The organism is Pelomonas dachongensis (genome assembly GCF_043555865.1).
GTDB classification, from domain to species: domain Bacteria; phylum Pseudomonadota; class Gammaproteobacteria; order Burkholderiales; family Burkholderiaceae_C; genus Pelomonas; species Pelomonas dachongensis.
Genome location: NZ_JBIGHY010000020.1, coordinates 1 through 18,075 on the forward strand (window position 1 = coordinate 1; position 18,075 = coordinate 18,075).

Consider the following 18,075-nt stretch of genomic DNA (forward strand, 5'->3'; position numbering starts at 1 on the left):
ATCCCATGATGGTCTCCCATCGAGTTGAGGGTCCATCAGCATGCGCCGTTGCGACGCCGACCGTGCAGGCTCCCGCTCCCACGAAGGTCAGCTTTCTGGCGCCTTGATGCTCGTACGCTCTCGGCCAGGAGCCGTCATCCATGAACGGCGGCTATGCGGCAACCAGCATGGCCGCTTGACAGAGCCTCCGATGCCAGGCCTCTGGCCGGGAATTTGCACCGTTGCGCGAGGGCCGAGCGGCGGGCATCTCATGTTGACATCGACCAGTCCGAGTCACACACGACCGCGCTGAGCCTTACAGTCGAAATGCGAGCGGCACTTGTGGGGACGGTGAACGACCGGAAGCAGTCCGTGCCGTGACGTGGGCTACAACGCAACGCGAAAGTGGACTTCTGGCACAAATACGATGAGCTGTTGCAGAGGCGGTAGGCCTAAACGCCTGAACACACCAAACTCTCTGAGGAGAGAACTACTGACTATGCGACTTCGCCCATTACTTTGCGCTCGTCTTGCGGGAATTGCGGGCTCCTTGCTCCTGAGTTGCAGCGCGGCAAGGGCCGGAGGAAATCCCACTTTCGAAATCGGTGGGTTAATCCAAATTGTGCTGGTGCTTGCTGTGGCGATAGTGCTGGGTGCAGCATATGCCGTAATGAGATGGAAGGGTGTCCTGGCTGCGATCGTCATCGGTGGCGCAGCGGTGAGCATATTGGCGTACTCGGTCAACTCGAGGATGGCTTTGCGCGAAGGGGTCAAGCAGTCATGCGTAGCAGAGTTCAAAACGCTTCCAGCGTTTATCGAGACTGCAAGTGTTGTCGACCAAACCGCAGGACTCGGATATCCAGAACTCATCCAACTGCTATCGGAACGTTCACTGGACTTCGTCGAAGTCAAGATCGCCGAGGAACCAGTTAAGGCGAAAGCAGTTTTGTATGCGCAAAGCGGTTGGGTCAAGGCTGACTGGGCTAAAAAGCCCTATCTAAGGTTGACCCTTGGCAAAGCCTCTGCTGCCTCATGCCGCCCTGAACTTAAGCCAAGCAGCGGCTGGCCGGCACCGTTGAAACCCGACACATGTCTTCTCGCCGTAGAAGTGGACACTCCCTCAGCCCAAGTCCGCATTGAACAGTTAGCTGCCAAGCGCACCTGGCCTCGATCCCTGGGTTGGCGACAGGTCGTCGATGTGAACAGCGGCAGGGTTTTGGCACGACTGACTTCTGACGAGGAGCAGGGGATCGCCTGGCGAGGTTCTGCAGCACGCTTAAGACGCTTAAACGATGTGCCCAAAACTATCGACTGCCACGCACCACATCTTCAACTTGCTGACTTGTTGTACGGCCCCCGAAACGCTAAGCCGACTACACGGGCGGGTGGCGGTATCGAATCGGGAATAGCGACGGAGCCCTTCCGGTCGTTCGAGTCAATGTCGGGTTCGGGTTCTGAACTCTAGCGAGGTGCTGCTGAACTGCAGAGTCACGCATTGAAGGCGACCGACTGTGACCTCCCCCATTGCCAGGACCGCTGGCCCGTGGTGGAGCAGCGCGGGGCGGACGGCCGGCGCAGTCTGCCGCCTGGCGCGAGCCCAGTTTTCTGGGGCGCCACAACGGGCGCCGTGACGACACCGAAGGCCACGGATCGGGGCGGGGCGTCACACCGCCGTCGCCTTACCCCGAACGTTGAACGGCTGCTTTCCGGAGGCTCGGTACGCCCGTGCGAACTTCCGCTCTGGGTCGAGAGCGCCATTCCGACGCTTCGAGCAGCAGACATTCCTGCGCGAGTTGATGGCGACAGCCGGGACAGCCAGGCTGGACGACCGCAGCACTCTCGACACCGGTCGTTCAAGCCGTCAAACGGCCAGATGCGCTGGCGACCGCTTCATGCCGGACATCGTCAACTCGGCGGCTGACCCCCGGTGACGGCAACCGCTGCGGAATTGATCTTCACCCCTTGTCGCGGACTTCGGCTTTGGGCACATTGCTGCCTCACGACGGAACCAAACCGAGCGGCAGCAGCCAGCCTAAAACGGTCGTTGACGCATGTTTCGCATCAGAAGCGCTTCCTCCTTGCCCTGGCATTCGCCCAGCCTGCCGCGCCGGGGAACCGTCCTCGTTCCACCTTCAATGAGACAGACTCGGGAAAGTTCAATGTTCAGTGAGACGGCGGTTCAAGTTGCAATGAGGTGCTCGCGGCTAAGGCCCTGATCCGCTTGGCGGGTCGGTTTCCGGATGAGCGAGGACCGACAATCGAGTAGTTTGGTCAACCGCGAAGCAACCAACAGCTCAATACAGGTCCCGCGCCGCCAACCGCACCTCGTGCAACAGTTGCCGAGCGCCTGGGGACATCAGATGGCCCTCCCGCGTGATGATCCCGAACGCATCCATGTGACAAGGCAGCTCGATCGGCAAGATCGCCAGGACATTCAGCGAAGCGTAGTAACGCGCCACTTCGACAGGCATCACGTGCAGTGAGTCCGTCTGGTGCAGCAACGCCGTGATCAGCAGCAGTGCCGTCGTATCCACACAATTGGACGGCGGCTCCAGCGCCGCACGCCGGAACATCAGCTCCCACCGGTGCCGCAGCACGCTCCCCGGCGGCGGCAGGATCCATGGCTGGTCGGCCAGGTCCGCCAGCTTCAGGTTGTCAGCCCTCAGCAACGGGTGCCCCACGCGCGCCACCGCACAGGCGGGCTCCACGGTCAGCTCCTCGTAGTGCAGGCCGGCGGCGGCATCCTCTTCCAGGATGCGGCCGATCATGAAGTCCAGCGTGCCGCGCTTGAGCATGTCAAGCAGCACCTTGCTGCTTTCCATCTGCACGCCGATGCGCAACTTGGGCGCCTGCAGCTTGATGCGCGAGATGGCGCGCGGCAGCAGGCCCATGGCGGGGGTCATGATGACGCCCACCTCCACCTGGCCCGACAGGCCGTGCTTCAGCGCGACGATGTCGTCGTGAGCGGCGGACAGGCTGGTCAGCGCCATGCGCGCGTGGCGGATCATGGTCTCGCCGTACAGCGTCGGCTCCATGCCGCGCGGGTGCCGCTCGAACAGCTTCACGTCCAGCATGTCCTCCAGGTCCTTCAGCTGCTTGGAGGCGGCCGGCTGGGTCATGCACAACACATCGGCGGCACGGTGGATGTTGCGCTCGTCATCCAGCGCGATCAGCAGCAGCAGCTGGCGCGTCTTCAGCCGCGCGCGCAGGAACCAGTTCGGGTTGGGGCTGGCGTCGGTCAGCGCGCCGTTGTCGTCATCGTCGTCTTCACGGGCCATGTTGTTCTTCTTGATCAGGCGAGGTTCACGCGGCCATCGGCGGCCAGCACGGTGTCGATGTCGTCGCCGGTCTCTTCCAGCTGCACCAGCGTGGCCTGGCGGGCGCCCAGCGCGTCGCGGGCCTGCAGCGCGGTCAGGATGGCCTTGTGGCGCGGCAGCGAAAGCTCGTGCGTGTTGGGAAGCTGGCTGCTCAGGATGATGGATTCGCGCAGCGCCAGCGACAGCATGTTGCCGATGTAGGCCAGCAGGTCGTTGCCGGTCGCCTCGGCGATGCGGCGGTGGAAGGCCAGGTCGGGCTCCAGCAGCTCGGCCGTGGTCGTGGCGGCGGCCATGCCCTCGTAGGCGGTGGCAATGCCCACCAGCTGCTCATCGGTCGCAGCGCGCGCAGCCAGCGCCGCCGCGGCGGGTTCGAAGATGCGGCGGACTTCCAGCAGCGTGCCCACGAAATCGCGCTGCGGCTGGGCCTGGATGAGCCAGTACAGCACGTCGGGGTCCAGCATGTGCCACTCGTTGCGCGGCCGCACGCTCGCGCCGGCGCGCTGGCGCGACACCACCAGGCCCTTGGCGACGAGCACCCGCACCGCCTCGCGCAGCACCGGGCGGCTGATCTCGTAGCGCTCCAGCAGCTGCGCCTCGGGCGGCAGCTTGTCGCCGGGTTTCAGCTCCCCGCCGACGATGGCCAGGCCCAGGTCGCGCACGATGCGTGCGTGCTGGCTCTTGCCTTCGGGCTCGGCGGAGTAGGTGGAGTGGTCGGCGCGCGTTCTCATCGGCGGCAGGCTACCAAATACCTTGAGTCGGCTCGCATCGAGCTCCATCAGCGAAAGCGCGCAACGAAGCCGCCACGGCGCGCCAGCGTCAGCTTCGGCGCCGTGGCGGACAGCTTGCCTTCGCTGAACTCGCGCTCGCCGCTGCCGTCGGTGATGAGCTGGCCTTCCTTCGTGCCCAGCCAGCCCAGGTCCAGCGTGATCTCGCGCGGCGCGTCGTCGGCGTTCATGCCGGCGACGAACCACTGCTGGCCGGCGCGGCGTGCCAGCACGACGAACTTGCCCGGCTCGCCGTCGAGGAAGCGCACCTCGTCCCACGCGCGGGGCAGCTCGCGCAGGAAGCCCTTCACGTAGGCCGGCACCGTGGCCATGCCGTCGGGCGTTTCGGCGTAGTGCTGGATGCCGGACAGGAACAGCACGCTTTGCGCCAGCTCGAAGCCATTGCGCGTTACGCGCTTGATCTTGGGAATGTCGCCGAACACCACGGGCGTGAAGTCCATGGGGTCGAACAGGTTGCGCGTGAACGGGATCATGGCCGCCTGGTGGGCGACCTTGTCCTGGTCGCCCTGCGTGAAGGTCGCGAACTCGAAGCCCTTCACAGCCTCCACCGTCATCAGGTTCGGGTAAGTGCGGCTCCAGCCGCGCGGCAGCGTGGCGCCGTGGAAGTTCATCAGCAGGCCGGCCGCGGCGGATTCCTTCAGCAGGTCCACGTAGTAAGCCATCATCGACGCGCCGTCGCCGCCGAAGAAGTCCACCTTCAGCCCCTTCACGCCAATGGCCTTCATGCGGGCGAACTCCTTGGCGCGGTCGGCCGGGCTCAGCAGCGCGCTCTTCGGGCTCATGTCGGTGTCGTTCCAGGCGCCCGAGGAGTTGTACCAGGCCAGGATGCCGACGTTCTTGGTCTTCGCGTAGTCGGCCAGCTCCTTCATCTTGGCGTCGCCGATCTTCTTGTCCCAGTAGGCGTCCACCAGCGTGTAGTTCCAGTGCATGTCGGCGGCGTAGTCGACAAAGCGCTTCTGCACGTCGAAGACGGTCGCGTCGTCCTTCAGGATGGCCCAGCTCCAAGACGCGTGGCCGGGCTTGAGCTTGGCCTTGTCGAAGGCCACGGCGGGCGCGGCGAGGTCGGTGCCCAGCGTGGACTCCATGACCGTCTTCAGCGGGCCGATGGCGAGCACGCGCCAGGGCGTCGTCAGCGGACCGTTCACGTCGGCGAGCAGATGGCCGCCGGTGAAGACCTCGCTGGGTTCGGGCAGGCCGATGCGGTAGGTGCCGCCGGTCGAGTCGCTGGCCAGCCGCGACGCGTGGAAGCGGCCGTCCATGCCAGCCTCGGTCAAGGCGACCCAGCTGGCCCCTGCTCGGAACAGTGCGGGGAAGACCCATCCAGCCTGCGAGGGTGCCTTCGTGCCGACCGGGACGTCGGCTTGGTAGTGCTCTTCATACGACGGGTTGGTGCGTGCATAGCCCGTTTTGGCGATGGACATGGGTTGCAGCCAGGCGCGCGCCTCGGGTGCGAAGGCGAAGCTGGTCAGCTCATCCTTGAACTGCTTGCGACCCGTGCCGTCCACCGTGTAGCGCAGCGCCAGGCCGTCGTTGGACGCGCGCAGCGTGACGGCCATCTTCTGGCCGGCCGCATTGGCAACGGTGAACGTCTGTTCATTGGCGCGGTAGTCGACGCGGCTCTTCTTGCCGGCGGCCAGCGTGTACTGCTCGCGGTGGGCCTTGACGGGTGATGTCGCCACGAGCTTCAGCCCATTGGCGAAGTCGCCCTGTTCCAGCACGAGGCCCAGACGCGAGGACAGCAGCACCGGCTGGCCGGCGCGCTGCACGGTGTAGACCAGTTGCTGCTGGTCATTGACCGACACGTCGACCTGAATCTGGCCGTCGGGGCTGCCCAGCGCTTGGGCCAGGGCGGGCAGGGCGAGCAGAAGCGAAGCGATGAGGCGCATGGTTGTCTCAGGTGGAGTAGGGACCGTCGGCCACGGGTGTGCCGAAGTCGGGGAAGCCGTCGCCGCGCCAGCCGAAGGCCTGCACGCGCGCGTGGCGGTTGGGGTCGTTCAACGGGTCGCCGACGATGTCGCGGTAGTTGCGGGCGTGATAGACCAGCAGGTCGGTCTTGCCGTCGGGCGTCGTCGTGAAGCTGTTGTGGCCGGGGCCGAACTGGCTCACCGACTCATCGGTCATGAACACCGGCGTGGGCGACTTGTGCCAGCTCTTAGGGTCGAGCAGGTCGGCGTTCTCGTCGGCCCACAGCAAGCCCATGCAGTAGTTCGCGTCGGTGGCCGCCGCGGAGTAGGCGATGAAGACCTTGCCGTTGCGCTTGAGCAGGGCGGGGCCTTCGTTGACGCAAAAGCCAATGCGCTCCCAGGCCAGGTCCGGGCGGGTGATGACGACCGGCTCGGTCTTCAGCGTCCACGGGTTGGCCAGTTCGGCGATGTAGAGGTTGCTTTCCGTTGGCGGGCTCTTCTGCGCCCAGCAGAGGAAGCGTTTGCCGTTGTGTTCGAAGGGGGTCGCGTCCAGCGAGAAGCCTTCCTCAGGCGTGGCGATCTGGCCGCGCTCGATCCAGTTGTCGGTCAGCGGATCGGCACCCTCGCATTCGAGGACGTACATGCGCAGCTTCCAGATGTCGTCGCGCTCAGCAGCGGCGAAGTAGACGAACCAGCGGCCATCGATGCGGTGCAGCTCGGGCGCCCACACATGCCAGCTCATCGGGCCGCTGTCGTGCTTGCGCCAGATCACTGTCGGCGGCGCGATCGCGAGGCCGGCAATGCTGTCGGCGGCGCGGATCTCGATGGCGTCGTAGCTGGGCACCGAGGCGGTGAACCAGTAGCGGCCATCGACCCGGCTCAGGTGCGGGTCGGCGCGTTGCTCGACGATGGGGTTGGTCCAGCTCGTGTTCATGCGCGCTGCGCTTTCGTGACGATGACGTTCCAGGAAGCGGGCTTGAGCGACACGCGCAACTGCTCGCCGTCTATGGCCACGCCGTTCAAGGTTTCAGGTGCGACGCGATCGGGCGCATCGACGGTGTTGGTGGCGTTCAGATCGGCACTGTGCAGCTGTTCGGCCAGCACCAGCTCGCGGTCCAGCCCCAAGCCGCGCAGCGTGATGGAGAGGTCCATCTCGTCGGTCAGGTGGCGGTTGAGCAGGAAGACGGCTGTCTGTCCGGTCGCCGCGTCATGGACGACGCTGGCGCACAGGTACGGCAGCTCGCCATGCCTGGCGTTGGCGTAGCCGGGCGACTTGAGCACGGGCCGCAGCACCGCGCCATGCGCCCACTTCGCGGCCTGCGCGAAGGGATGGAAGATCGTCTGCCGCCACGCCGCGCCGCCGGGCTCGGTCATGATCGGCGCGATGACGTTGCACAGCTGCGCCATGCAGGCCACCTTGAGCCGGTCCGCATGGTTCATGAACATCGTCAGCATGCCGCCGATGAGCAGCGCGTCCTCCGCCGTGTAGACCTCTTCCAGCAGGCGCGGGGCCTCGGGCCAGCCGGCCTGCTTGAGATGCTCGCCATGACGGGCGCGGTACCAGACGTTCCACTCGTCGAAGCTCAGCTTGAGCCGCTTGGGGGAGCGCTTGCGCGTGGCCACCGAATCGGCAATGGCCACCGTGTCCTCGATGTAGCGCGCATTCGTCTCGATCTGCGCGAAGAAGCTTTCGGTGCTGGTGTCGGCCGGGGGCTTCACGAAGTAGCTGTGCAGCGACAGGTAGTCGACGTGTTCGAAGCAATGCTCCAGCACGCGGTCCTCCCACACGCCGTAGGTCGGCATGTCGTAGGCCGAGGAGCCGCAGGCGGCCAGCTCGATGCTCGGGTCCACCCAGCGCATCAGCTTGGCCGTCTCCTTGGCGATGCGGCCGTACTCGTCCGGCGTCTTCTGGCAGATCTGCCAGGGACCGTCCATCTCGTTGCCCAGGCACCAGAACTTGATGCCCAGCGGCTCCTCGGCACCGTGCGAGCGGCGCAGGTCCGACAGCGCCGTGCCACCCGGGTGGTTGCAGTATTCGAGGTAGTGCCGTGCCTCGTCCGGACCGCGGGTGCCGAGGTTGACGCCGAACATGGGTTCGATGCCCACCTTCTTGCACCAGGCCATGAACTCGTGCGTGCCGACCTGGTTGGTCTCGGTGGAGAACCAGGCGAGGTCGAGCCTGCGCGGGCGCTGGTCCTTCGGGCCGACGCCGTCTTCCCAGTTGTAGCCCGACATGAAGTTGCCGCCGGGGTAGCGAACGATGGTGGCGCCCAGTTCCTTCGTCAGCTCGGCCACGTCGCCGCGAAAGCCGTGTTCGTCGGCGGTCGGGTGGCCCGGCTCGTACAGCCCCCAGTAGACGCAGCGGCCGAGGTGCTCGACGAACACGCCGAACAGGCGGCGGTCCAGCGGCGCGATGTCGAAATCGCGGTCGACGGTGAGGGAGGCCTGGAAGGTCATCAGCGGCGTGCCTTTTGAAGTGCCTTGTTGACGCGCTTCTCGACGCTCGCCTGCACCTCGGCCACGGGCTTGCCCGACAGCAGCAGGTTGGCCACGTCCTCGCCGATCAGCAGCTCGATGTTGCGTTGCGTGGGTACGTTGCCGGGCATGGAGGCGCCGGTGGTCGTGATCTCGGCCAGCGACTCCCGCTGCGGCAGCGCGCGGAAGGCGGCGCTCTGCGCCACGGTTTTGCTGACCGGCAGGTGGCCGGTTCGCGACCACTCGGCTGTGCGGTCCCAGACGAACTTCAAGAACTTCACGGCCGCTTCGTGGCCCTTGGCGTCGGTCGTGCCTCCCTTGAACAGCGCCCACGAATGGCCGTCGGCGAAGACGGCGGGCTTGGCATACAGCTGCGCGAACGGCCGCACCGCATAGCCGCCTTTCAAGGGGGAGTCGGCCTTTTGCGATTCGCGCAGGAACTGGTCGATGGTCCAGGTGCCGACGACGACGACCCCGGCCTGCCCATTCAGGAAGGCCTGGTTGGCGGCGGCGTAGTCCAGGTTGGGCCGCACATGGCCTTCCCGGTAAAGCGTCTGCATCAGCGTCAGCGCGTTGACGACCGCCGGGTGCTGCATGTTGATGCGCTTGCCGTCCTCGGAGAACAGCTGGGCGTCCTGCTGCGCAATCAACGACTGGAAGGTGCGGTTGTTGGCCGCCGTCTCGTTGGCCACCGCCCAGGCGAAGAAGGGTTTGCCCGTCCGTTCCTTGAACTGCCGCGCCTGCGCCAGCAGCTCCTCGGGCGAGCGGGGCATCACCGGCTGGCCATCCGCGCCCAGCAGGCCGGCCTGCTTCATCAGCGTGGTGTTGATGTGCCACAGCCAGGCCCAGGTGTCGAAGGGCAGCGCATAGGTCTGGCCGTTGAACGTGGTGCCCTTGCGCGCATGCTCGGTGAAGTCGTCCACCGGCACGCCGATGCGCTTGAAGTCCTCGTCCAGCGGCAGCACCAGCTTGCGGCGCACGTAGTCGCCGAGCGCCGACTCGTGCATGACGGCCACGGTCGGGATGTCCTTGGACACCAGGCGGGCGGTGAGCTGGTCGTAGTACGGCCCCCACTCGCCGATCTGCGTGCGCACGACGATGCCGTCGGTGTTGGTGGCGTTGAACTCGTTGACCAGCGCGGTGACGATGCCGCACTCGCCGACGCCGTCCGAGGTCTTCACGACCTGGCCGAACTGCGACTCGCAGCTGCCGAAGAAGCGCATCAGCGTGATCTCGGTCTTGCCGGGCTCAGGGGTGCGCGCGCCGCAGGCCGCGAGCAGCGCGGCGCAAATGCAGATGAGCAGCCGCCTCATCACTTGCCCGTCCCTGCAACTGCGGTGACGAGATGGCGTTGGAAGAACAGATACAGCATCAGCGCGGGCACGCCGGCGAACACGGCCTGGGCCATCAGGAAGCCCAGCCCTTCCGACTGTGCGAAGTTGGTCTGCGTGGAGGCCAGGCCGCGGGTCAGCGTGTACATGTCGGGCTGCGTCGCGATGACGAGCGGCCACAGATAGTCGTTCCAGCAGGCCAGGAAGGTGAAGATGCCGAGCGTGGCCTGTGCAGGCAGCGTCAGCGGCAGGATGATGGTCAGGAAAGTCTTGAAGCGCGACGCGTTGTCCAGCATCGCGGCCTCCTCCAGTTCAGCCGGGATGGCCTTGAAGTACTGCGTCATCAGGTAAACGCCGAACGGTGCGGCCAGGCCCGGCAACGCCAGGCCGGCCAGCGTGTTCTGCAGGTTCCACTCCGAGAACAGCCGGTGCAGCGGGATGAAGACCGACTGCGCCGGGATGGCCAGGCCGAACAGCACCAGCGCGAACAGCCACTTGCGGCCCGGGAACTCGCAGCGCGCGAAGCCGTAGCCGGCGAGGGACGACAGCACCAGCACGCCCGCCGTCTGTATCAGCGCGACGGCAACGCTGTTGCCCAGCCAGCGGAACACCTGCGAGGTCTGCAGGATGTCGACGTAGTTCTGCAGCGTGTACGGCGGCGACAGGAACACATCGGTGTGCCGCAGCAGGAACTCGTTGGGCTTGAAGGACAGGGCCAGTACCCACAGCAGCGGGGCCATCCAGGCCAGCGCCAGCAGGGTGAGCGCGGCCATCACGAAGCGGTCGAACCAACCGCGTCTGAGCAAGGGGTTCATCGCTTGTCTCCCTTGCGGTCACGCTCCAGCCAGAGCTGCGCGGACACGCCGATGAGCATGATCGCCAACAGGATCTGCGAAGCCGCCGTCGCGAAGCCCAGCGAGAGCTGCATGAAGGCCTGCTCGTAGGTGAACTGCACGATGGAGCGGGTCGTGTTGTTCGGTCCGCCGTTGGTCATCAGCATGATCTGCGGAAAGACCTGGAACTGGCGGATCACCTCGATCAGTGCGACCAGCACGATGGCGCGCTTGAGGCTGGGGAGCGTGATGTGCGTCAGCACGCGCCAGCGCGGCGTGTTGTCGAGCGCGGCGGCCTCGTAGATGTCCGACGGGATCTGCTGCAGCGCCGACAGGAACAGGATCATCGGCAGGCCGATGATCCACCAGACGGTGACGAGGGCGATGGTGGTCAGCGCGAGGTTGTCGCTGGTCAGTAGCGGCATCTCGGGGATGCCCAATCCCGCGAACATCTGCGCGATGAGTCCGCGTTCGGGCATGAGGGCCAACTTCCACACCAGCGTGATCAGCGTGACCGAGAACACCGACGCGCAGAAGAAGGTGGCGCGCAGGAAGGTGGCCAGTTTGCCGGGGCGGTTCAGCGCCAGCGCCAGCATCAGCGACAGGATGACGAAGATGGGTGTGCTGATGCCGACGAAGCGGATGGTGTTCCACACGACTTGATGGAACACCTCGTCGCTGAACAGCTCCTTGTAGTTGGCCAGGCCGACCCAGAAGCTGTCGTCAGACAGCAGGTCGTGGTCGTGGAAGCTGATCCAGATGCCTTTGGCGAGGGGCCACAGGAGCAGCAGGACGTAGAGCGCGACGAAGGGCAGCACGAAGAGGGCGTAGGCCGGGCGCGAGGCGCGCAGCCCCACGGTGGGGGCTCTCATGACATCCCCTCGTCATGCGAGTACGCAAGCAGCTGCCCCGAGGGGATGCGGGCCGGCGTGGCCCGGCGCCCGGTCCGCCTGCTGCGCGAAGACAGCGGGCTCACGCGAGCGACTCCTGCGCATGATGAGCGCGACCGCTCTCATCGAACAGATGCGCGTCCGCCAGATCCACTGTGACATGCACATGCGAGCCCAGCTTCGGCGAGGCCACCCCACCCGGCACGGTCACGATCAGCGGCGTCTCGCCATCGAGCTTCAGGTGCGCCAGCGTGCGTTCACCCAGGAACTCGACCAGCTCGACACGACCGCGCAGCGGGCCGGAGTCGGCCACGCGCAGACTCTCCGGTCGCACACCCAGCACCAGGCCTTGCGATGGCAGGCCGTCAACCGCAACGCGTGTCGTCACTGGCGCACCACCCGCCACCGTCACGACGGCGCGTGAACCATCGTCCGCGGCGCGCTGCACAGGAATGAAGCCCATCCCCGGCGTGCCGATGAAGCTCGCGACGAACTGGGTGGCGGGCCGGCGGTACAGCTCGGCCGGCGTCGCCACCTGCTCGATCGCGCCGCCCTTCATGACGACGATGCGCGTGGCCAGCGTCATCGCCTCGATCTGGTCGTGCGTGACGAACACCATCGTCGCGCCCAGCCGCTGGTGCAGCTGCGCCAGCTCCAGCCGCGTGCGGCCGCGCAAGGCCGCATCCAGATTCGACAACGGTTCGTCGAACAGGAAGATGGCAGGTTCCTTCACCACTGCGCGGCCGATGGCCACGCGCTGGCGCTGCCCACCCGACAGCTGCCCCGGCTTGCGGTCCAGCAGCGTGTCCAGCTCCAGCATGCGGGCGGACTCGGTGATGCGCCTGGCGATCTCGTCCGCCGGGATGCCGATGTTCTTCAACCCGAACGCGAGGTTGTCGCGCACCGTCATGTGCGGGTACAGCGCGTAGTGCTGGAACACCATGGCCAGGTTGCGCAGGCCCGGTGCGGCATGCGTCACGTCGCGGTCGCCGATCAGGATGCGGCCGCCGCTCACTTCCTCCAGCCCCGCGATCATGCGCAGCAGACTCGTTTTGCCGCAGCCCGACGGCCCGAGGAAGACGACGAACTCGCCCGGCTCGACGTGCAGCGACAGGTTCTCTATGACCTGCACCGCGCCGTAGCGCTTGCAGATGTTCTCCAGCTTGAGGCCAGCCACGGTGTTTGTCTCCGGTTCATTCTTCTTGGATGACAGGCCAGCCGTCTTCGGACCAGCTCAGTCGCGCGATGCGCAGGTGCGGCCTGCCGCCGCGTTCGGTGTCGTAGGCGTGGTGGACGATCCAGTCGCCGACTACGTCCTGGTGACCTGGGCCCTTCCAGCGTGTGCCGGTGGCGGCGAGCAGCGGGGTGCCGCCCGCATCCATCAGGTCCCGGCCGTCTCGGTCCAGGTAAGGGCCCGTCACGTTGCGGGCGCGGCCCACGCGGACGTTGTAGGTGCTGTCGGCGCCCTTGCAGCACAGGTCATAGGAGGCGAACAGGTAGACCCAGTCGCCGCGCCGCACGATCGTCGGGGCCTCGATGCCGCCCTTGCGCCGCGCGATGAAGGTGGACTCGCCCACGGGCTTCAGCGTCTTGGCATCCAGTTCCGTCAGCCGCAGGCCGCCCCAGAACGAGCCGTAGCTCATCCACAGCTTGCCGTCGCGGTCGACGAACAGGTCGGGGTCGATGGCGTTGAAGTTGTCCGCCGCCGTGCTGGCCACCACCAGGCCGTCGTCGCGCCAGTCGCTGCTGTCGGGCGTGTCGCTGCTCGCCAGGCCGATGGCCGAGCGGTTCTTGCCGAAGGTGGAGATGGAATACAGCACCCAGGTGCGGCCGGCGTGCTGGAAGACCTTGGGCGCCCAGATGTCCAGCGGCTTCTGCCCTGGCACGGCATCAAGCCACCAGGCGGGCGCCTGCGTGAACACCGGCGCCAGACGCCGCCAGGTCTTGCCCTGGTCGGTGGACGCCAGCCGCTGCAGGCCCTTGCCGGTCGTGAAGACGAACCAGCGGTCGGCCTGGATCAGCAACGTCGGGTCGTGCGCGCCCGTCTCGCCCTGGGGTTCCAGCGCGGCGACGGGGGCGGCCAGGCACAGCGCGAGCAGCGCCGCGAGCGCCGCACGCATCACCTGCCCCAGCGCAGGACCAGGGGATCGAGTCGTTTGGCGGCGTCCAGCAGCCCGGCGCGCACTTCAGGCGACATCTCGGGGAACGGGTGGCGCGGCGCGTCGCTCTTGATGACGCCGCCTTCCTTCATCAGCGCCTTGGCGGTGAGGATGCCGCCCTGGCGGTTCTCGTAGTTGATCAGCGGCAGCCAGCGGCCGTACTCCACCACCGCCGTCTCGCGGTCACCGGCGTGGAAGGCGTCGAAGATCTTGCGGATGCCGTCGGGGAAGGCGCCGCCCGTCATCGCGCCGGTGGCGCCGGCGTCCAGGTCGGCCAGCAGCGTGATGGCTTCCTCGCCGTCCCACGGGCCTTCGATGGCGGCACCGCCGACGCGGATCAGCTCGCGCATCTTGCTGGCGGCCTGGGGCATCTCCAGCTTGAAGTACTTCACGTTGGCGATGTTCGTCGCCATGCGCGCCAGCAGCGGCACCGACAGCGGCGTGCCGGCCACCGGGGCGTCCTGGATCATGATGGGGATGTTGATGCCGTCGGACAGGCGCTGGTAGAAGCTCTCGATCTGGCCTTCGGAGACGCGGAACGTGGCGCCGTGGTACGGCGGCATGACCATGACCATGGCCGCGCCGAGCGATTGCGCGAGCTGGCTGCGCTCGATGCAGATCTGCGTGCTGTAGTGCGTCGTCGTGACGATTACCGGCACGCGGCCGGCGACGTGTTCGAGGATGGCGCGGGTCAGCGTCTCACGCTCGGCGTCTGACAGCACGAACTGCTCGGAGAAGTTCGCCAGGATGCACAGGCCGTTGGAGCCGGCGTCGATCATGAAGTCGACGCAGCGCAGCTGGCCGGGCAGGTCCAGCGAACCGTCGGCGTTGAAGATGGTCGGAACGACCGGGAAGACGCCGCGGTACGGTCGTGCGTGGCGGGTGGCGGAGGCGCTCATGGTGCGGTCCCTTGTCTCTGGGGAAGTTGGATCCAGCGCCGACGTGCCGGCGCACGGCCAGCTGTTGGCGCCGGCATGTCGTCATTAAAGTATGACTATTTATGCAAGTTGATTGGGGTTAACCCGAAAATTAGCAACTTTGCAAACAAAAAAGTATGACTAATAATCGTGGCATCGCCCGGCCGCAGAAGTCGGGAGGCAGCATCCAGGAGACAGTTGCATGAGTGCCTACGCGCGCTATCCCAGCCTGCAGGACCGGGGCGTCCTGATCACCGGCGGGGCCACCGGCATCGGCCAGACGCTGGTCGAGGCCTTCGCTGAACAGGGTGCCCGGGTGGCCTTCATCGACCTGGCTGCTGCCGAAGGCCAGGCGCTGGCCGCCCGCCTGGCCGGCACGTCGCGCCATGCGCCGCAGTTCATGGCGGCGGACCTGAGCAACGTGGAGGCGATGCGCGCAGCGATAGCCACGCTGCGCGAGCGCGCCGGCCCGTTCTCGGCGCTGTTGAACAACGCTGCCAACGACAAGCGCCACGCCGTCGAGGACACGACGCCCGAGTTCTGGGATGCGAGCGTGGCCGTCAACATCAAGCATCAGTTCTTCGCGGCCCAGGCCGTGCTGCCTGACATGAAGGCGCTCGGAGGCGGCAGCATCGTCAACTTCGGCTCCATCAGCTGGATGCTCAAGCAGGGTGGCATGCCGGCGTACACGGCCAGCAAGGCGGCCGTGCAGGGCCTGACGCGCTGCCTGGCGCGCGACTTCGGGCCGCACAAGATCCGCGTCAACACGCTGGTGCCGGGCTGGGTCATGACCGAAAAGCAGCTCAAGCTCTGGGTCACCGAAGAGACCAAGCAGGAGATCGCCAAGGGCCAGTGCATCAACGAGCCCCTGATGCCGCAGCACATCGCGGCGATGGCGCTGTTCCTGGCCGCCGATGATTCGGCGATGTGCACCGCGCAAGACTTTGTTGTTGATGGAGGCTGGGCATGAGCATGCAGCGACGCGACTACGGCCAGCTGCCCGACGGCCGCACGGTCCACGAATACACGCTGAGCAACGGTCTCGGGCTCAAGCTCTCCGCCATCACGCTGGGCGGCATCGTCACCGGCCTGTGGGTGCCCGATGCGCAAGGCACCGCAGGCAACGTCGTGCTGGGCTTCGACAACCTGGACGACTACGTCCACCGCAACCCGTCGTTCGGCATCATCGTGGGCCGCTATGGCAACCGCATTGCCGGCGCGAGCTTCACGCTGGATGGCGAGAACCACACGCTGGCCCGCAACGACGGCCTCAACTGCCTGCACGGCGGCATCGAGGGCTTCGGCCACCGGCTGTGGGCGGCCGAACCCGACACGCCCCGGCCCGGCGAGGCCCAGGCACTGCGTTTCAGCCTGAGCAGCCCGCACGGCGACCAGGGCTTCCCCGGCGAGCTGACCGTCCGTGTGCGCTATTCGATCAGCGCCACCGACAACAGCTGGCGCGTGGACTACGAGGCCACGACCGACCGCGCCACCGTCGTCAACCTCACCCACCACGATTACTTCAACCTCGCCGGCGCAGGCAGCGTGCTGGACCACCACCTCACCCTGCCGGCCTCGCGCTACAGCGAGGTGGATGCGCACCTGATCCCGTTGCGGCACGCCGCTGTCGATGGCACGCCTTTTGACTTCCGCCGGCCCACGCCCATCGCGGCCCGCATCCGCCAGGCCCACCCGCAGCTGCTGCTGGCCAAGGGCTACGACCACAACTGGCTGCTGGACGGCGAGTTGAACGCCGACGGCCTGCGCCCCGCCGCCACGCTGGAGGACCCGAACTCGGGCCGCCGCATGGATGTGCTGACCAGCGAACCGGCCATCCAGTTCTACTCCGGCAACTTCCTCGACGGCAGCCTGGCGGCCAGCCAGGCACCGGGAGGCCGCATCTACCGCCAGGGCGACGGCCTGTGCCTGGAGACCCAGCACAACCCCGACTCGCCACACCACGAAGCCAGCGCGGACTGGCCCTCCACGGTGCTGCGCCCCGGCGAGACGTTGCGCAGCACGACAATCCACCGCTTCTACTGAACGCCGAAGCCGTCGCCATGGACCTGCCCGCCCACCAACTGACGATGACGGTGCTGATGACACCGGACACCGCCAACTTCTCCGGCAACGTCCACGGCGGCAACATCCTCAAGCTGCTGGACCAGGTGGCCTACGCCTGCGCCAGCCGCTATGCGGGCCGCTACGTGGTCACGCTGTCGGTGGACCGCGTCATCTTCCGCCAGCCCATCCACGTCGGCGAGCTGGTGACCTTCCTGGCCAGCGTCAACCACACCGGCACCTCGTCGATGGAGGTCGGCATCAAGGTCGTGGCCGAGAACATCCGCACGCAGGAATCGCGGCACGTCAACAGCTGCTACTTCACGATGGTGGCCGTGGGCGACGACAACAAGCCCGTCCCGGTGCCGCCGCTGCGCCCTTTCACGCCGGAGGAGCGCCAACGCCATGCCAGCGCCATCCGGCGCAAGCAGGCCCGCGCCGCCCTGGAAGCCCTTCCCGAAGCCCGTCCCGATGAGCAAAGCTGAACACCCTTTCACCCTCGCGCTCGCCCAGGCCAACCGCCTCGGCGAAGGCTTGCAATGGCATGCACCGTCGGGCCGCTGGTGGTGGACCGACATCGTCAACTCCTGCATCCATGCCTGGACGCCCGGCGCGAGCGCCACGCTGCAGGTGCGCCTGCCCGAGCGCGTCGGCTGCTTCGTGCACACCCGTTCCGGCCGGCTGCTGCTGGCCATGGCCAAGCGCCTGGCCTGGTTGACGCTGCCCGACCTGCAGGCCACCGGCGTCATCGACGCCCAGCCGCAAGAGATCACGCCGATCGAGGCCCACCTGCCCAGCACCCGTTCCAACGATGGCCGCTGCGACCGCAGCGGCGCCTTCGTGTTCGGGACGCTGGACGAGGCCGAGCCGCGCCGCACCATCGGCGGCTTCTACCAGTACTCGGCGGTGCGCGGCCTGCGCCGCCTGCCGCTGGACGGCGTGGCCATCGCCAACAGCATCTGCTTCAGCCCCAACGGCCGGCGCATGTATTACTGCGACTCGCCCACGCGCCGCATCATGGTGTGCGACTACGACTCGGCCAGCGCCCGCGTCAGCGAGCCGCGGCTGTTCGTGAAGAAGGACGTCGAGGCCGCCGAGCCCGACGGTTCCACCATCGACGCCCAGGGCTGCCTGTGGAACGCCGAATGGGGCAACGGTGCCGTGGCGCGCTACGGCGCCGACGGCCGGCTGCTGGCCCGCTACCGCGTGCCGGTGCGCGACATCACCTGCCCCGCCTTCGGCGGCCACAACGGCGACCAGATCACCGTGACGACCGCCCGCGTGGGCCTGAGCAGCGCCGAGCTGATGGCCATGCCCCAGTCCGGCAGCCTGTTCGGCATGACCGTAGCTGCCGGCCTCTACCTGGCCGAGTCGCTGTTCAACGACGATTGAATTGCTTGTCGTCCCCGGCCCTGCGCGCCCGG

The 18,075-nt window shown here is 66.7% G+C and carries 16 protein-coding genes; 5 read left to right on the top strand and 11 right to left on the bottom strand.

Going from position 1 to position 18,075, the window contains the following annotated elements; all coding sequences use genetic code 11:
- The first annotated feature begins 649 nt into the window (after window positions 1–649).
- Window positions 650–1,444, top strand: coding sequence for a hypothetical protein (locus tag ACG02S_RS25570; protein WP_394473329.1), 795 nt, complete (start codon window positions 650–652; stop codon window positions 1,442–1,444).
- Window positions 1,445–2,273: 829 nt separating this feature from the next.
- Here the strand turns inward: ACG02S_RS25570 and ACG02S_RS25575 are convergent.
- The 11 genes from ACG02S_RS25575 to ACG02S_RS25625 all read right to left on the bottom strand — a co-directional run bounded on the left by ACG02S_RS25575 (window position 2,274) and on the right by ACG02S_RS25625 (window position 14,572).
- The gene (locus ACG02S_RS25575; protein WP_394473330.1) at window positions 2,274–3,257 is read right to left on the bottom strand and encodes a LysR family transcriptional regulator; all 984 of its coding nucleotides are present in this window, start codon (window positions 3,255–3,257) and stop codon (window positions 2,274–2,276) included.
- Window positions 3,258–3,271: 14 nt separating this feature from the next.
- Window positions 3,272–4,024 carry a FadR/GntR family transcriptional regulator gene (locus ACG02S_RS25580; RefSeq protein WP_394473331.1) on the bottom strand — a complete coding sequence of 251 codons (753 nt, stop codon included), beginning with the start codon at window positions 4,022–4,024 and terminating at the stop codon, window positions 3,272–3,274.
- Between the two features lie 47 nt (window positions 4,025–4,071).
- Window positions 4,072–5,967, bottom strand: coding sequence for a glycoside hydrolase family 97 protein (locus tag ACG02S_RS25585; RefSeq protein ID WP_394473332.1), 1,896 nt, complete (start codon window positions 5,965–5,967; stop codon window positions 4,072–4,074).
- A 7-nt stretch (window positions 5,968–5,974) separates the two neighbouring features.
- Window positions 5,975–6,919, bottom strand: coding sequence for a glycoside hydrolase family 43 protein (locus tag ACG02S_RS25590; RefSeq protein ID WP_394473333.1), 945 nt, complete (start codon window positions 6,917–6,919; stop codon window positions 5,975–5,977).
- Window positions 6,916–8,442, bottom strand: coding sequence for an arabinosylfuranosidase ArfA (gene arfA / locus ACG02S_RS25595; protein ID WP_394473334.1), 1,527 nt, complete (start codon window positions 8,440–8,442; stop codon window positions 6,916–6,918). Before arfA ends, ACG02S_RS25590 begins: the two co-directional genes overlap by 4 nt.
- A complete protein-coding gene (locus ACG02S_RS25600) occupies window positions 8,442–9,773 on the bottom strand; it encodes an extracellular solute-binding protein (RefSeq protein WP_394473335.1) in 1,332 nt (443 codons plus the stop codon). The genes arfA and ACG02S_RS25600 overlap by 1 nt, the downstream gene beginning before the upstream one ends.
- Complete coding sequence (locus tag ACG02S_RS25605; RefSeq protein ID WP_394473336.1) at window positions 9,773–10,606, bottom strand: carbohydrate ABC transporter permease; 834 nt, start codon at window positions 10,604–10,606, stop codon at window positions 9,773–9,775. The genes ACG02S_RS25600 and ACG02S_RS25605 overlap by 1 nt, the downstream gene beginning before the upstream one ends.
- The gene (locus tag ACG02S_RS25610; RefSeq protein WP_394473337.1) at window positions 10,603–11,496 is read right to left on the bottom strand and encodes a carbohydrate ABC transporter permease; all 894 of its coding nucleotides are present in this window, start codon (window positions 11,494–11,496) and stop codon (window positions 10,603–10,605) included. Before ACG02S_RS25610 ends, ACG02S_RS25605 begins: the two co-directional genes overlap by 4 nt.
- A gap of 100 nt (window positions 11,497–11,596) precedes the next feature.
- Window positions 11,597–12,691 carry an ABC transporter ATP-binding protein gene (locus tag ACG02S_RS25615; RefSeq protein ID WP_394473338.1) on the bottom strand — a complete coding sequence of 365 codons (1,095 nt, stop codon included), beginning with the start codon at window positions 12,689–12,691 and terminating at the stop codon, window positions 11,597–11,599.
- A 16-nt stretch (window positions 12,692–12,707) separates the two neighbouring features.
- A complete protein-coding gene (locus ACG02S_RS25620) occupies window positions 12,708–13,634 on the bottom strand; it encodes an arabinan endo-1,5-alpha-L-arabinosidase (protein ID WP_394473339.1) in 927 nt (308 codons plus the stop codon).
- Window positions 13,634–14,572 carry a dihydrodipicolinate synthase family protein gene (locus tag ACG02S_RS25625; RefSeq protein WP_394473340.1) on the bottom strand — a complete coding sequence of 313 codons (939 nt, stop codon included), beginning with the start codon at window positions 14,570–14,572 and terminating at the stop codon, window positions 13,634–13,636. The genes ACG02S_RS25620 and ACG02S_RS25625 overlap by 1 nt, the downstream gene beginning before the upstream one ends.
- A gap of 220 nt (window positions 14,573–14,792) precedes the next feature.
- Here ACG02S_RS25625 and ACG02S_RS25630 point away from each other — a divergent pair, with 220 nt between their 5' ends.
- From ACG02S_RS25630 to ACG02S_RS25645, 4 genes are read left to right on the top strand one after another with little or no spacing between them, the layout of a single operon-like run.
- Window positions 14,793–15,560: an SDR family NAD(P)-dependent oxidoreductase gene (locus tag ACG02S_RS25630; protein WP_394473341.1), complete on the top strand. Its 768-nt coding sequence runs from the start codon at window positions 14,793–14,795 to the stop codon at window positions 15,558–15,560.
- Window positions 15,557–16,633, top strand: coding sequence for an aldose epimerase family protein (locus tag ACG02S_RS25635; RefSeq protein WP_394473342.1), 1,077 nt, complete (start codon window positions 15,557–15,559; stop codon window positions 16,631–16,633). The genes ACG02S_RS25630 and ACG02S_RS25635 overlap by 4 nt, the downstream gene beginning before the upstream one ends.
- 17 nt (window positions 16,634–16,650) lie before the next feature.
- On the top strand, window positions 16,651–17,136 hold the full coding sequence (locus tag ACG02S_RS25640; protein ID WP_394473343.1) for an acyl-CoA thioesterase: 486 nt from the start codon (window positions 16,651–16,653) through the stop codon (window positions 17,134–17,136).
- Entirely contained in the window at window positions 17,123–18,043 is a 921-nt protein-coding gene (locus ACG02S_RS25645) for an SMP-30/gluconolactonase/LRE family protein (protein WP_394473344.1), read from the top strand. The genes ACG02S_RS25640 and ACG02S_RS25645 overlap by 14 nt, the downstream gene beginning before the upstream one ends.
- The last annotated feature ends 32 nt before the right edge of the window (window positions 18,044–18,075 follow it).

Coding starts and splice junctions, on each gene's coding strand:
- arfA (WP_394473334.1), bottom strand. CDS start 8,442: ATGACCTTCCAGGCCTCCCTCACCGTCGACCGCGATTTCGACATCGCG.
- ACG02S_RS25610 (WP_394473337.1), bottom strand. CDS start 11,496: ATGAGAGCCCCCACCGTGGGGCTGCGCGCCTCGCGCCCGGCCTACGCC.
- ACG02S_RS25645 (WP_394473344.1), top strand. CDS start 17,123: ATGAGCAAAGCTGAACACCCTTTCACCCTCGCGCTCGCCCAGGCCAAC.
- ACG02S_RS25590 (WP_394473333.1), bottom strand. CDS start 6,919: ATGAACACGAGCTGGACCAACCCCATCGTCGAGCAACGCGCCGACCCG.
- ACG02S_RS25620 (WP_394473339.1), bottom strand. CDS start 13,634: ATGCGTGCGGCGCTCGCGGCGCTGCTCGCGCTGTGCCTGGCCGCCCCC.
- ACG02S_RS25640 (WP_394473343.1), top strand. CDS start 16,651: ATGGACCTGCCCGCCCACCAACTGACGATGACGGTGCTGATGACACCG.
- ACG02S_RS25570 (WP_394473329.1), top strand. CDS start 650: ATGAGATGGAAGGGTGTCCTGGCTGCGATCGTCATCGGTGGCGCAGCG.
- ACG02S_RS25585 (WP_394473332.1), bottom strand. CDS start 5,967: ATGCGCCTCATCGCTTCGCTTCTGCTCGCCCTGCCCGCCCTGGCCCAA.
- ACG02S_RS25575 (WP_394473330.1), bottom strand. CDS start 3,257: ATGGCCCGTGAAGACGACGATGACGACAACGGCGCGCTGACCGACGCC.
- ACG02S_RS25605 (WP_394473336.1), bottom strand. CDS start 10,606: ATGAACCCCTTGCTCAGACGCGGTTGGTTCGACCGCTTCGTGATGGCC.
- ACG02S_RS25635 (WP_394473342.1), top strand. CDS start 15,557: ATGAGCATGCAGCGACGCGACTACGGCCAGCTGCCCGACGGCCGCACG.
- ACG02S_RS25600 (WP_394473335.1), bottom strand. CDS start 9,773: ATGAGGCGGCTGCTCATCTGCATTTGCGCCGCGCTGCTCGCGGCCTGC.
- ACG02S_RS25580 (WP_394473331.1), bottom strand. CDS start 4,024: ATGAGAACGCGCGCCGACCACTCCACCTACTCCGCCGAGCCCGAAGGC.
- ACG02S_RS25630 (WP_394473341.1), top strand. CDS start 14,793: ATGAGTGCCTACGCGCGCTATCCCAGCCTGCAGGACCGGGGCGTCCTG.
- ACG02S_RS25625 (WP_394473340.1), bottom strand. CDS start 14,572: ATGAGCGCCTCCGCCACCCGCCACGCACGACCGTACCGCGGCGTCTTC.